At 73.2% G+C, this 15,337-nt stretch carries 2 protein-coding genes and 1 pseudogene; all 3 read left to right on the top strand.

Going from position 1 to position 15,337, the window contains the following annotated elements:
* Positions 1 to 64: 64 nt before the first annotated feature.
* Positions 65 to 5,578 (top strand): annotated as a pseudogene (locus tag ACWC0C_RS17535) (SDR family NAD(P)-dependent oxidoreductase); the annotation flags it as partial.
* A 9-nt stretch (positions 5,579 to 5,587) separates the two neighbouring features.
* The gene (locus ACWC0C_RS17530) at positions 5,588 to 12,163 is read left to right on the top strand and encodes a type I polyketide synthase (protein WP_450864744.1); all 6,576 of its coding nucleotides are present in this window, start codon (positions 5,588 to 5,590) and stop codon (positions 12,161 to 12,163) included.
* Positions 12,164 to 12,168: 5 nt separating this feature from the next.
* Complete coding sequence (locus ACWC0C_RS17525) at positions 12,169 to 15,282, top strand: type I polyketide synthase (RefSeq protein ID WP_450864743.1); 3,114 nt, start codon at positions 12,169 to 12,171, stop codon at positions 15,280 to 15,282.
* Positions 15,283 to 15,337 lie beyond the last annotated feature (55 nt).

Raw genomic sequence — 15,337 nt, 5'->3', positions numbered from 1 at the left:
ACCTTTGGGGGAGGCCCTGGTGGAGGATGTCGACAAGCTCCGGTCCTACCTGCGACGCGCCGTCGGCGACGCGCAGGAACTGCGCGAGCGAGTGCGCGAGCTGGAGGAGTCCGCCCGCGAGCCCATCGCCGTCGTGGGTGTGGGGTGTCGCTTCCCGGGCGGGGTGACCTCCCCCGAAGGCCTGTGGTCGGTCGTGTTTGACGGTGTGGACGCGATGGGCGACTTCCCGCTGGACCGCGGGTGGGACGTGGAGGCGCTCTACGACCCGGATCCCGAGGCGCACGGAAAGACGTACACGCGCACGGGCGGATTCCTGCCCGAACTCCCGGATTTCGACGCGCAGTTCTTCGGCATCAGCCCGCGCGAGGCGCTGGCCATGGACCCGCAGCAGCGGTTGATGCTGGAGACCTCGTGGGAGGCGCTGGAACGGGCGGGCATCGACCCGGCCGCCTTGCGGGGTTCGGCGACCGGCGTGTTCACCGGGATCTACAACGTCGACTACGGCCCGCGGATGGGCGGTGGGGCAGGCGGTGAGGTCGAGGGCTTCGCGATGACGGGGACGTACCTCAGCGTCGCCTCGGGCCGGGTGGCGTACGTGCTGGGTCTGGAGGGCCCGGCGGTGTCGACCGACACCGCGTGCTCGTCGTCGCTCGTCGCCGTCCACCAGGCCGTGCGGTCCCTGCGGTCCGGGGAGTGCACGCTGGCGCTGGCCGGCGGGGTGGCGGCGCTGCCGACGCCGGGGATGTTCGTGGAACTCGCCCGGCAGCGGGGCCTGTCGGCCGACGGGCGGTGCAAGGCGTTCGCGGACGCGGCCGACGGCACCGGCTTCTCCGAGGGCGCGGGCGTGCTGGTCCTGGAGCGGCTCTCGGACGCGCGGCGCAACGGGCGCCGGATCTGGGCGGTGATCCGCGGTTCGGCGATCAACCAGGACGGGGCGTCCAACGGGCTGAGCGCGCCGAACCCACTGGCACAGCAGCGGGTCATCCGGGCGGCGCTGGCCGACGCCGGGTTGTCGGCCGGCGAGGTGGACGCCGTCGAGGCGCACGGCACCGGCACCAGGCTGGGCGACCCCATGGAGGCGGAGGCGCTGCTGGCCACCTACGGTCAGGACCGGGCCCCCGAAAGCCCGCTGTGGCTCGGGTCGTTGAAGTCGAACATCGGCCACGCGCAGGCGGCCGCGGGCGTCGGCGGCATGATCAAGATGATCATGGCGATGCGGCACGGGGTGCTGCCCAAGACGCTGCACGTGGACCGTCCCTCGACGCACGTGGACTGGTCGGCGGGGGCGGTGGAGCTGCTGACCGAGGCCAGGGACTGGACCACGGCCGAGGGACGGCCCCGGCGCGCGGGTGTGTCGTCCTTCGGCATCAGTGGCACCAACGCGCACCTGATCCTCGAGCAGGCACCCGAGACCCCCGAACAGGCACCTGACGGGGAGGGAACCCCGGCCCACCAGGTGTCCACCGGCGCCCCCGCGGCGGTGCCGTGGGTGCTGTCGGCGCGGTCCGAGCAGGCACTGCGGGAGCAGGCGCTGCGGCTGCGGGACAGCGTGGCCGCCGATGCGGACCTGCCGGTCGAGGCCGTGGGACATGCGCTGGTGACGACGCGGTCGCTGTTCGAGCACCGCCAGGTGGTCATCGGCGCCGACCGCGACGAACTGCTCGCCGCCCTGTCCGCCGTCGCCGCGGGTGCCGAGCCCGGCCCCGCCGCCGCGGTGTCCGGAGTCGCGAAACCGGTGGGCAGGACGGTGTTCGTCTTCCCGGGCCAGGGGGCGCAGTGGGTCGCGATGGGCCGGGAGCTGTGGGAAACCTCCCCGGTCTTCGCCGAGGAACTGCGCGCGTGCGCGCGGGCGCTGGAGCCGTGGGTGTCCTGGTCGTTGATCGACACCGTGTGCGGCGGGCCCGAGGCGGCGGACCTGGAGGACATCGACGTCGTCCAGCCGGTGCTGTTCGCGGTGATGGCGGCGCTGGCCAAGGTGTGGCGTTCGCTGGGCGTGACACCGGACGTGGTGATCGGCCACTCCCAGGGTGAGATCGCCGCCGCCTATGTCGCGGGCGCCCTGACCCTCGAGGACGCGGCCAAGATCGTGGCCCTGCGGTCCCGGCTCCTGGCCACGGTCACCGGACAGGGCACCATGGCCGGGATCCTGTTGCCCGAACACCGCGTGCGGGAGCTGATGGCGCGGTGGGGGAACCGGCTCGGGATCGCCGCGGTGAACGGACGGAACTCGACGACGGTGTCGGGTGAGACCGGGGCGGTCGAGGAACTGGTCGCGGCCTGCCAGGCCGAGGGCGCCCGCGCGCGGCTGGTCAAGTCCAGCGTGCCCGGGCACTCGCCGCTGATGGACCGGTTCGACGGCCGGCTCCAGGAGGAGCTGGGCCGGATCACCCCCATGCCCTCGCCGGTGGCGATCTACTCGACGGTGACCGGGGGGCTGATCGACCCCCTGCGGCTCGATGCGGCCTACTGGTACCGCAACCTGCGTGAACCGGTCCAGTTCGCGGCCGCCATGGAGCGCCTGATCGAACAGGAGCGGGGCAGCGCGGTCATCGAGCTGAGCCCGCACCCGCTGCTCGTGATGAACATCCAGGAGATGTTCGACACCACCCCCGGCGCCACCGGGATCGTGGTGGGTTCGCTGCGCCGCGACGAGGGCGGCCTGGGGAGGCTGTACCAGTCGGCGGCCGAGGCCTTCGTGGCGGGCGTCGCGGTGTCGTGGGAGGCGGCGTTCCCGGGCCGGGACGGCCGGTGGGCCGAGCTGCCCACGTACGCCTTCCAGCGCCAGCGCTACTGGCTGAACACACCCGCCGAGACCACCACCGTGACCACGTCGGACCACCCGCTGCTCGACGCCGTGATCGATCTGCCCGACGACGGCGAGCGCGGTGGAGTCGTGGGCGGCGGGCGCCTGTCGCTGGAGCGCCACCCGTGGCTCGCCGACCATGTCGTCCACGGCGCCGTCCTGGTGCCGGCCGCGGTGCTGGCGGAGCTGGCGGTGTGGGCGGCACACAAGGTGGGCTGCGACGTCGTCGACGAACTCACCCTCGAAACACCGCTGGTGCTGTCCCGGACGGCCGAGCGCGAGATCCGCGTCGTGGTCGACGGCAAGCGTGTGATCAGCGTGCACTCACGCGGCGAGGGCGAACCCGAGTGGACCCGCAACGCCGTCGGGACCGTCGGATCCGACACCACGGGAACCCACGCGCCCGAAGGCCTCCTCGCGTGGCCTCCCGCGGGCGCGGCCGCCGTGCCCTTCGAGGACGAGTACGCACGGTTGTCCGCCCTCGGGTTCGGCCACGGGCCCCTGTTCCGGGGTCTGCGGCAGGTGTGGCGCCAGGGCGACACCCTGTTCGCGGAGGTGGAGCTGCCCGCGTCCGACGGCGCGGACCAGGGCCGGTTCCGGATCCACCCGGCACTGCTGCACGCCGCGTTGCTCCCGGTCGGCCTGGGGCGGTTCGTCGACAACTCCCGGCCCGAAGGCTGGCTGCCGGTGCGCTGCACGGGCATCCGCGTCGGCTCCGCCCGGCCGACGGCGCTGCGCGTCCGGCTCGCCCCCGCGGGCGAGGACACGCTGTCCGTGACCCTCGCGGACCACAGCGGGGCACCGGTCGGCGGCGTCGCATCGCTGAGAATGCGGCCCGCGGACGTCGAGCAGCTGACCGAGCTGAGCTTCGACCGCCAGGACTCGCTGTTCCAGGTGGACTGGGTCCCCCTCACGGTCGCGTCCGGTCCGGCCGCGGACCGGTACGCGGTGGTGGGCGGATCCGACGCCATCACCGCCTCCCTGGGCCAGGACCGGGCGGTCTTCACCGACCTCGACGAACTCGCCGCCCTGGGCGGGGAGATACCCCCACTCGTCATCGCCGGCATCGAGCGCGCGGACGGCGCCGACACACCCGCCGACGTCGAGCGGAACCTCCACCGTGTGCTGCGCTGGACGCAGACCTGGCTCTGCGACGAACGGTTCGGTGACTCCCGCCTGGTCGTCGTGACGCGGGACGCGTTCCACGACGAGCAGGTGCCGCACCCCGACCCCGCGGCTGCCGCGATCTGGGGATTCCTGCGTACCGCGCAGACCGAGAACCCGGGCCGGTTCACGCTCGTGGACACGGACGACCGGGCCGCCTCGTGGGCCCAGGTCCCGGCCGCGGCCGCCACCGGGGAGGCCCAGCTCAAGATCCGGGCCGGCAGCGTGACCACACCCCGACTGGTGCACGCCACGGGCGCGTCCGGCGGGGCACCGGACGCCCTCGGCTCCGGTTCGGTGCTGATCACCGGCGGTACCGGCGGCCTGGGCGCGATGCTGGCCCGGCACCTCGTCGCGCGGCACGGGGTGCGCCGCCTGGTGCTGACCAGCAGGCGCGGGGCGGGGGCTCCGGCGGCGGCCGCGCTGCGCGAGGAGCTGACCGGGGCCGGGGCGCACGTCGACATCGTGGCCTGCGACGTGACAAGCCGCGAATCCGTCGCCGAACTGATCGCCGGGGTGCCGTCCGAGCACCCGCTGACCGCGGTGATCCACTGCGCGGGCGTGCTGGACGACGGCCTCGTGGAGGCCCTGACCGAGGACCGCCTGGACGCGGTCCTCGCGCCGAAGGTGCGCGGAGCCTGGAATCTGCACGAGCTGACCCGGCACCTGGACCTGTCCGCGTTCGTGCTGTTCTCCTCGGTCGCCGGCGTGCTCGGCTTCGCGGGACAGGCCAACTACGCGGCGGCCAACGCCTTCCTCGACGGCCTCGCGCAGGCGCGCCGGGCCGAGGGACTGGCGGCCCGCGCACTGGGCTGGGGCTTCTGGGCGGAGCGCAGCGAGATGAGCGCCGACCTCACCGACGCGGACGTGGTCCGCATGCAGCAGCAGGGCGTGCGGCCGCTGTCGTCGCAGGAGGGGCTCGCGCTCTTCGACTCGGCGGTCTCGGTGGACGAGCCGGTGCTCGTGCCGGTGCGGCTGAACCTGACGACGCTCGGCCCGATGGCCTCGCCGCTCCTGCGCACGCTGGCCGGCACGTCCGCCGGTCCCGGCGGCCCGGCCGGCCCGGCACCCACCGACGTCTCGCTCGCGCAGCAGCTGAAGTCGCTGCCGCCGGCCGAGGCGGAGGCGGCGCTGCTCGATGCCGTACGGACCCAGACCGCACTCGTCCTCGGGCACCCCGACACCGGGCGGATCGGTCCCGCCGCGACGTTCAAGGAACTCGGGATCGACTCGCTCACGGCGCTGCAGCTACGCAACAAGCTGGCGGCGGTGACCGGCCTGAAACTGCCCGCCACGCTCGTGTTCGACCACCCGAACCCGGCCGCCGTCGCCCGGTTCCTGGGCGCGGGCATCACCCCCGACTCCGCTGCCGCCCCGCAGTCCCCGGCCGATCACCTGGTCAAGGAGATCGAAGGACTGGGCGCCCGGCTGGAGGACGCGTTCCGCCGGCTCGCGGAGGAGGACAAGACCACCATTTCCACTTTGCTCGGCGAGCTGCAGGGCCGAGTCCGTTCCATGGCGAGCGCCGGAGCACCGGCCGGCCTCGCCGACCAGATCGGTGCGGCCTCCGCGGGAGAGCTTCTCGCGCTTCTGGACAAAGAGCTCGGCTAGGGGAAAGCGATGACAAACGACAACAACGCCGAGGTTCTCGACTACCTCAAGCGGACATCGATCGAGCTGATCGAGACCCGCAAGCGACTGCAGGAGCTGACGGACGCCGCCGCCGAGCCCATCGCGATCGTGGGTGTCGCCTGCCGCTACCCGGGCGGGGTGGCATCCCCGGAGGACCTGTGGGAGCTGGTGCGGGCGGAGGCGGACGTCGTCTCCGACTTCCCCGAGGACCGCAACTGGGACCTGGAGTACGACCCGGACCCGGACCGGCCCGGCACCTGTTACACGCGCAAGGGCGGATTCCTGTACGACGCGGGCGACTTCGACGCCGAGTTCTTCGGGATCAGCCCGCGCGAGGCGCTGTCCGCCGACCCGCAGCACCGGCTGCTCCTCGAGACCGCGTGGGAGTCCGTGGAACGAGCCGGGATCGACCCGGAGACCCTGCGCGGCAGCGACACCGGCGTGTTCGCCGGTCTCGCGTACTTCGGATACGGCAACCACTTCGCCACCCCCGAGGCCATCGCGGGCTACGCGCAGATCGGTTCCCTGCTGAGCGTGGCGTCCGGGCGCGTGGCGTACACGCTGGGTCTGGAGGGCCCGGCGGTGTCGACCGAAACCGCGTGCTCGTCGTCGCTGGTGGCGGTGCACCAGGCGGTGCAGTCGCTGCGGCAGGGCGAATGCGGCCTCGCCCTGGCCGGTGGCGTCACCGTCGTGGGGATGCCGCAGGTCTTCCGGGAGATGTCGCGGCAGCGCGGTCTGTCCGCGGACGGCCGGTGCAGGGCGTTCGCGGACGCGGCCGACGGCACCGGCTTCTCCGAGGGCGTCGGCGTGCTGGTCCTGGAGCGGCTCTCGGACGCGCGGCGCAACGGGCGCCGGATCTGGGCGGTGATCCGCGGTTCGGCGATCAACCAGGACGGGGCGTCCAACGGGCTGACCGCGCCGAGCGGACCGGCCCAGCAGCGCGTGATCCGGGCGGCGCTGGCGAACGCCCGGGTGCAGGCGAGCGATGTGGACGTGGTGGAGGCGCACGGCACCGGCACGACGCTGGGCGACCCCATCGAGGCGGGTGCTCTGCTGGCCACCTACGGCCAGGAGAGGGACCCGCAAAGCCCGCTCCTGCTCGGGTCGTTGAAGTCGAACATCGGCCACGCGCAGGCGGCCGCGGGCGTCGGCGGCATGATCAAGATGATCATGGCGATGCGGCACGGGGTGCTGCCCAAGACGCTGCACGTGGACCGTCCCTCGACGCACGTGGACTGGTCGGCGGGGGCGGTGGAGCTGCTGACCGAGGCCAGGGACTGGACCACGGCCGAGGGACGGCCCCGGCGGGCCGGCGTGTCCGCGTTCGGGGTCAGCGGCACCAACGCGCACGTGATCCTGGAAGAGGCCCCGCCCGAGGAGCAGGCGGAGCAGAGCGGCCCGGGCGAGGGCGTCGTCGGCGGCCTGGTGCCGTGGGTGGTGTCGGGCAAGAGCGCGAAGGCGCTGGAGCAGCAGGCGGGCAGGCTGCACGACTTCCTCGCCGCCGACGCGGACCTGGACCTCGCCGATGCCGGCTGGTCGCTGGTGTCGAGCCGGACGCGGTTCGAGCACCGCGCGGTGGTCCTGGGGCACGACCGCGACGACCTGCTGAGCGCTCTGGCCGCGCTGCGCGACGGCGAGGAGTCCGCCGCGGTGATCCGCGCCGCCGCCGGGGAGCCCGGCGGATCCGTCTTCATGTTCCCGGGCCAGGGCACGCAATGGGCCGGTGTGGCACGCGAGTTGTACGACACCTTCCCCGTCTTCGCGCAGAGCCTCGACGAGACCTGCGCACGCTTCGACGCGCACCTCCCCTTCGCGCTGCGGCCCCTGCTCCTCGCCGACGAGCTCGAACCCGCGCAGCGTGAGCGCACGGACATCGCACAGCCCGCGCTGTTCACCCTGCAGGTCGCCCTGTACCGGCTGCTGGCGCGGTACGGCCCGCGGCCCGACCACCTGATCGGCCACTCCGTCGGCGAGATCGCCGCCGCCCATGTGTCCGGGGTCTTCGACCTGGACACCGCGACCCGGCTCGTGGCGGCACGCGGCCGGACCATGCAGACGGTCACCGAGCCCGGCGCCATGCTGGCCGTACGCGCCTCTCAAGCCCGGATGAGCACGCTGCTCGGCCGGTACGACCGCGTCGGCATCGCCGCCGTCAACGGCCCGGAGTCGGTCGTGGTCTCGGGCCTGCGCGACCAGGTCCACGCCCTCCGCGACCGGCTGGTCGCCGACGGCACCTCGGCGAAGCTGCTCCCGGTCGACCACGCGTTCCACTCCCCGCTCATGGACCCGATCCTGGACGAGTTCGCGGGATCGCTCGCCGTGCTCCCCGCGGGCGAGATGGCGATCCCGATCGTCTCGACCCGGCTGGGCCGCGAGGTCACGCTCCAGGAGCTGACGAGCGTCGAGTACTGGGTCGGCCACCTCCGGGAGCCCGTCCGCTTCTACGACGCGGTGGAGTGCGCCCGTGCGGCCGGCGCGACCGTCTTCCTGGAGGTGGGGCCGGGAGCGACGCTCGCGAGCATCACCCAGGAGGCCTTCGCCGGTGAGGGCGTGCACGACGCGCTGGTCCTGTCGGCGTCGCGGCGGGACCGCACCGGGCCGCAGGCGCTGATCGGCGCGCTGGCCCACCTGCATGTCCGGGGCCGGTCCGTGGACTGGCACGCCCTGTTCGGCACGCGCCGGCGGGTGGACCTGCCGACGTACGCGTTCCAGCGGCAGCGGTACTGGCTGGACCTGCGGGCCCAGGCGGGGTCGGCGGACGTCGCCTCCGCCGGTCTGTCGGCCGCGGAGCACCCGCTGCTCGGCGCCGTGGTGGACCACCCCGGCACGGACGAGGTGGTCTTCACCGACCTGTGGTCCCTGCGGACCCACGGCTGGCTGGCCGACCACGCCGTGTTCGGCGCGGTCGTCGTACCGGCGACGGCCTACCTGGACCTGGCGCTGTCGGTGGGCGACCACGTCGGGTGCGGCGCGGTCGAGGAACTCACCCTGGAAGTCCCCCTGATCATCCCCGACCAGGGCGACGTGCAGGTGCGGGTCGTCGTCGGCGCGGCGGACGAGAGCGGACGCCGCTCCCTGGACGTGTACTCGCGCCCCGGCGCGGACGGCCCGGCGGTGGGCGGCTGGACCCGGCACGCCATGGGCAACCTGGCACCGGCCACCGCGCCGACGGCCACCTGGGCGGATGACACGCGCGCGCTCGCCACCTGGCCCCCGGCCGGGGCCCGGCAGCTCGACATCGACGCCCTCTACGACGACTTCGCGGACGCGGGCTTCGACTACGGTCCGGTGTTCCGCGGGCTGCGCGAGGTCTGGCAGCACGGCGACGACCTCTTCGCGCTCGCCACGCTCCCCGAGACCGCCGAGGGCTCGGCCGCCGGCGCCTTCGCCCTGCACCCGGCCCTGATGGACACCGTCCTGCACGCGTCGATCGTCGGCGGTGTCATCGAGGTGACGGGCGAGCAGGGCCGGATGCCCTTCTCGTGGTCCGGCGTGGACCTGGCCGGGCAGTGCGGCCCGACCGTGCGGGTCCGGCTCTCCGCGGCCGGCGAGGACAGCGTGTCGCTGGTGGTCGCCGACGAGCACGGCCGCAAGATCGCCTCCGTCGGGGCGCTGACGTTCCGGCCGGCCAGTGCCGAGCAGGTGCGCTCGGCGCGCGGCGGGCAGGAGCGGTCGCTGTACGAGGTGCAGTGGCGGCCGGTGAAGGAGGGCAAGCCGCGGGCCCACCACGAGCGGTGGGCCGTCCTCGGTGCGCGAAGCGGCCTGGCCCCCCGGCTTCTGGAGGCGGGCGGCGGGAGCACCGTGCTCTACGAGTCCCTGGACGAGGTCCTCTCCGGGCAGGCGCCCCGGCACATCGTCTTGTGCCTTGACGACTTCGTCGCCGCCGGTCCCGATCTGCTCACCGTGGTCGGCGACACGGACAAGCGCGTACTGGAGTGGGTCCAGCGGTTCCTCGCCGAGGCGGCCCTCGCGCAGTCCACGCTGGTGGTGCTCACGCGGCTGGCTCTCGACACGGGTGTGGGCGAGCGTGTCGAAAGCCTGCCCGGCGCGTCCGTGTGGGGCCTGATCCGGTCCGCCGGGACCGAGCATCCCGGCCGGTTCCGGCTGGTGGACCTCGACGACGCGGCGACGTCCTGGGCCCGCTTCCCGGACACGTTCGCCCTCGACGAGTCCCAACTGGCGCTGCGTGACGGCGCGTTGCTCGTGCCCCGCCTGGCCGTGGCCGCAGCGGACGACCAGCGGATCGAGCCGCCGGCGGCCGGCGCCCACCGGCTCGGCATCCCGAACAAGGGGACGCTGGAGAACCTGACCTGGGTCCCGTGCCCGGAGGTGGAAGCGCCCCTGACGAGCGGCCAGGTCCGCATCGCCGTGCAGGCCGCGGGCCTCAACTTCCGTGATGTCACGATCGCGTTGGGTCTGGTGGACAAGACGGCCATCGACGCCGGGCTGGGCAGCGAGGGCGCCGGAGTCGTCCTGGAGGTGGCGGACGACGTGACACGTCTGGCGCCGGGCGACCGGGTGACCGGCATCTTCACCGGCGCCTTCGGCCGCACGGCCGTGGCGGACCACCGGATGCTCGTGCCCATCCCCGACGGGTGGAGCTACGCCGAGGCGGCGTCCGTGCCGTGCACCTTCCTCACCGCCTACTACGGGCTCTTCCGCGTGGCGAACCTCAGGAAGGGGCAGCGGATCCTCATCCACGCCGCGGCAGGCGGCGTCGGCATGGCCGCGGTCCAACTGGCCCGGCACGTCGGTGCCGAGGTCTACGCCACCGCGAGCCCCGCCAAGTGGCCCGTGCTGCGCGGCCTGGGCATCGACGAGGAGCACCTGGCGTCCTCGCGCGACCTGGAGTTCGCAGAGAAGTTCCTGCGCTCCTCGGGCGGCCGCGGTGTGGACGTCGTACTCAACTCCCTCGCGCACGAGTTCGTCGACGCCTCGCTGACGCTGCTGCCGGGCGGGGGACACTTCGTCGAGATGGGCAAGACGGACATCCGCGACCCCCGTCGGGTGGTGGCCGGCCACCCCGGAGTCGACTACGCGGCCTTCGACCTCTACGAGGCCGGCCCGGACGCGATCCAGGAGATGTTCCGGGCCGTCATGGAGCTGTTCGCCGACGGGCGGGTGCGGCTGAGCCCGGTCTCCCTGCGCGACATCCGCGACGCGCGCCGTACCTTCCGCGAGATGAGCCAGGGCCGCCACGTCGGCAAGCTGGTCCTCGAGGTGGGCGACGGCCTCGGCGGCGGCACCGTGCTGGTCACCGGCGGCACCGGGGGCGTGGGGTCGCTCGTGGCCCGGCACCTCGTCGCCGAACGCGGCGTACGGAGCCTGCTGCTGGCGAGCCGTCGCGGAACGGCGGCCGACGGGGTACCCGAGCTGGTCCGGGACCTTCAGGACGCGGGGGCGACCGTACGGGTCGTGGAGTGCGATGTCGCGGACCGGGCCGCCGTGGCGGACCTGCTCGCGGACCTGCCCGGCCGGTACCCGCTGACCGCGGTCGTGCACGCGGCGGGTGTGCTCGCGGACGGCACCGTCGAGTCGCTGACCGCGCAGGGCATCGACCACGTGCTGCGCGCCAAGGTCGGCGGCGCGGTCAACCTGCACGAGCTGACCCGGGAGCACACGCTGTCGGCGTTCATCGGGTTCTCCGCCCTCGCGGGCACGCTCGGCAACGCGGGACAGGCCAACTACGCCGCGGCGAACGCCTTCCTGGACGGTCTGGCGGCACAGCGCAGGGCGGCCGGCCTGCCCGGCACCTCGCTGTGCTGGGGCTGGTGGGAGCAGAGCAGCGGCATGACCGGGGAACTGGACCAGGCAGACCTCTCCCGGCTGCGGCGGATGGGCATCGCCGCGATGCCGACGAACGAGGCACTGGCCCTGTTCGACGCGGCGTGCGCGAGCGGCAAGCCGGTCCTCGTCCCGGCCCGGCTGGACATCGTCGCGCTGCGCGACAAGACCGGTGACGAGCTGCCGTCACTGCTGCGCGACCTCGTCGAGGGCGGTCGTCCGCGCCGGAACAGGGCGGGCACGGCCAAGGACGGCGGCTCGCGAGGACTGACCGCGAAGCTGGCCACCCTGCCGGCGGACGAGGCGCGGACCGCCCTCCTGGACTGGCTGCGCGAGCAGATCGCCGTCGTGCTCGGACACGCGTCCAGCAGAGGTGTCGACGTCGACGAGGCGTTCGCCCGGTTCGGATTCGACTCGCTGACCGCGGTCGAACTCTGCAACCGCCTGAATGCCTCCACCGGGCTGCGCCTGCCGTCCACCATCGTCTTCAGCTACCCGACACCACGCGAGCTGAGCGAGCACCTCTTCGGCCTGCTGCGTCCGGCAAAGGACACAGGCCCGGCCGAGGACGCCGAGGACGCGCGGATCCGGGAGGTGCTGCGGACCGTCCCGATCGACAGCCTGCGCGGCGCGGGCGTCCTGGAACTGGTCCTGGCGTGCGCCGAGGCGCCCGAGCCGAGCGGCGACGCACCCGTGGCGGCCGTGGACGCCGACGCTGACGAACTGTCGGACCTGGACCTGGACGCACTGGTCGACCTGGCTCTGGGTGAGAAGGGGTAAGTGACATGACCAACTCCGCAGATCGCACCGCGGACGGCACGGACCGGGTCCAGCGGGCACTCCGCACGCTCATCGAGGAGCGCGACCGCCTCCGGCAGGAGAACGACGCCCTGAAGACCGGCCGCGGCGAGCCGATCGCCGTGGTGGCCATGGCATGCCGCTACCCGGGAGGCGTGTCGACGCCCGAGGACCTGTGGGACGTGGTCCGCGAAGGCCGGGACGTCGTCGGCGACTTCCCGCAGGACCGCGGGTGGCGGGACGTGTACGACCCGGATCCCGGCGCCGCAGGCAAGGCGTACACGCGCCAGGGAGGGTTCCTGGCCGACGTCGCCGGATTCGACGCGGACTTCTTCCACCTCAGCCCGCGTGAGGCGCTGGCCGTCGACCCGCACCACCGCCTGCTGCTGGAGACGTCCTGGGAGGTCTTCGAACGGGCCGGCATCGTCCCCGCCGACGTGCGCGGGTCCGAGGTCGGCGTCTTCTCCGGGGTCAGCTCGTCCGAGTACGGGTGGCGTTTCCTGGAGGGCGGCCAGAAGGAGCTGGAGGGCTACCTCCTGTACGGCAGCGCGCTGAGCGTCGCGTCGGGCCGGGTGGCGTACGAGATGGGGCTGACCGGCCCGGCGGTGTCGGTGGACACGGCGTGCTCCTCGTCCCTGGTGGCCCTGCACATGGCGGTGCAGTCGCTGCGTTCGGGGGAGTGCTCGCTCGCGCTGGCGGGCGGGGCGCTGGTGATGGCGACGCCCGCGATGTTCGTGGAGTTCTCCCGGCAGGAGGCCCTGTCGGCCGACGGCCGGTGCAAGGCCTTCGCGGACACGGCCGACGGCACCGGCTGGGCCGAGGGGGTGGGTGTGCTGCTCCTGGAGCGGCTGTCCGACGCCCGGCGCAACGGCCACCCGGTGCTGGCTGTCGTACGCGGCAGCGCGGTGAACCAGGACGGGGCCAGCAACGGGCTGACCGCTCCCAACGGCCGCGCCCAGGAGAAGGTGATTCTGAAGGCCCTGGCGAACGCGGGGGTCGCGGCCGGTGACGTGGACCTGGTCGAGGCCCATGGCACCGGGACCGCGCTGGGGGATCCCATCGAGGCAGGGGCGCTGCTGGCGACCTACGGTCGGGACCGGGCCGAGGACAGGCCGCTCTGGCTGGGGTCCCTGAAGTCGAACATGGGTCACGCCCAGGCCGCCGCCGGGGTCGCCGGCGTCATCAAGGCCGTGCAGGCCATGCGCCACGGGTACCTGCCCAAGACCCTGCACGTGGACGAGCCGTCGCACCACGTCGACTGGTCATCCGGCGGTGTCGAACTGCTGGTGGAGGGGCGTGAATGGCCCCGGGCGGACGGTCCGCGGCGGGCCGGGGTGTCGTCGTTCGGGGTCAGCGGCACCAACGCGCACGTGATCCTGGAAGAGGCCCCCGAGGAGGAGGTGGAGGAGCGCGGCCCTGAGGCGGGTGTGGTCGGCGGTCTGGTGCCGTGGGTGGTGTCGGGCAAGAGGGCGAAGGCGCTGGAGCAGCAGGCGGGCAAGCTGCGCGACTTCCTCGCCGCCGGCCCGGACCTGGACCTCGCCGACGCCGGCTGGTCGCTGGTGTCGAGCCGGTCACGGTTCGAGCACCGCGCGGTGGTCCTGGGCCGCGACCGGGACGAACTGCTGGGCGGCCTGGCGGCGTTGAGCGACGGCGCGGACCGCGCCGGGGTGGTGCGCGGCATCGCCGGGAACCTCGGTGGCGTCGCCTTCGTGTTCCCGGGGCAGGGCTCGCAGTGGCTCGGCATGGGCCGGGAGTTGTACGACGCCTTCCCGGTGTTCGCGCAGTCCCTCGACGCGTGCGCGGCCGCACTGGCCGAGTGGGTCGACTGGTCGCTGCTCGACGTGCTGCGCGGCGCGGCGGGGGCGCCGACCCTCGAGCGGGTGGACGTGGTGCAGCCGGCGCTGTTCTCCGTGATGGTGTCCCTGGCCGCCCTGTGGCGGTCCTGGGGCGTGGAACCGGCCGCGGTGGTGGGCCACAGCCAGGGCGAGATAGCCGCCGCCTACGTCTGCGGTGCGCTGTCCCTGCGGGACGCCACCAGGATCGTGGCGCTGCGCAGCAAGGCCCTGATCGAGCTGAAGGGGCTCGGCGGGATGGCCTCGGTCGCGGAGTCCGCCGAGGTCGTGGAAGAGCGACTGGCGCCGTGGAGCGACCGGGTGGGCGTCGCCGTGGTCAACGGACCCCGCTCCGTGGTGGTGTCCGGGGAACCGGACGCACTCGACGAATTCGTCGAGAAGATGAAGGCCGACGGCGCCCAGGCGCGGAGAATACCGGTCGATTACGCCTCCCATTCCCACCAGGTGACCCGGGTCCGCGACCAGGTGATCGGCGCGCTGACCGACGTGAGCCCGAAATCGTCGACGCTGCCCTTCTATTCGACCCTCTACGGCGAAATCATCGACACCGCGGGGCTGAACGCCGACTACTGGTACAACAACCTGCGCGAAAAGGTCCTCTTCGAGACGTCCGTCCGGCAGCTGGCGGAGGACGGCTTCGGGGTGTTCATCGAGATGAGCCCGCACCCCGTGCTGAATGTCCCGGTGCAGGAGATCGTCGAGGACGTGGACGACGCGCTGGTCCTGTCGTCGTCGCGGCGGGACCGCGACGAGGTGGCGGCCGTACTCGGCTCGCTGGCCCAGCTGTACGTCCGGGGCGGGACCGTGGACTTCGGCGCCCTGTTCGGGACGCGCCGGCGGGTGGACCTGCCGACGTACGCCTTCCAGCGGCAGCGGTACTGGCTGAACTCCTCGCCCACGGCGGCGGCGCAGGCGTCCCCGACGGAGCCGCCCGCGGACGACGACCAGGTCGTCCCGCTGCCGGACAGGATCTCCGCCCTCCCCGGCGACGAAGCGACGACACTCGTCCTCGACCACGTCCTGGAGAAGGCCGCCGTCGTCCTCGGACATTCCTCCAGCGCGTCCATCGACCCCGACGAGAAATTCTTCGAGATCGGATTCGACTCCATGCTGTCGATGGAGCTGAGCAAACGCCTGAGCGCGTCGACCGGGCTCAAACTGAAGGCGAACATGGTGCTGCGGCACCCGACCGCGCGACTGGTCGCCGGACATATCGTGTCCTCGATATCCACGCGCGTTCCGCGGTGAAAGGTCCCGCCGGCGGGACACCGCAAGCTCGACAGCGGCTTGTCCCGCCCGGAAT

The sequence above is a fragment of the Streptomyces sp. NPDC001709 genome (genome assembly GCF_053596375.1).
The sequence above is the reverse complement of the archived record's forward strand: the minus strand, read 5'-3'. Positions and strand labels throughout refer to the sequence as shown.

What these genes read in the sequence shown, in the direction of transcription:
- ACWC0C_RS17530 (WP_450864744.1), top strand. Translation starts at nt 5,588, where the DNA reads ATGACAAACGACAACAACGCCGAGGTTCTCGACTACCTCAAGCGGACA.
- ACWC0C_RS17525 (WP_450864743.1), top strand. Translation starts at nt 12,169, where the DNA reads ATGACCAACTCCGCAGATCGCACCGCGGACGGCACGGACCGGGTCCAG.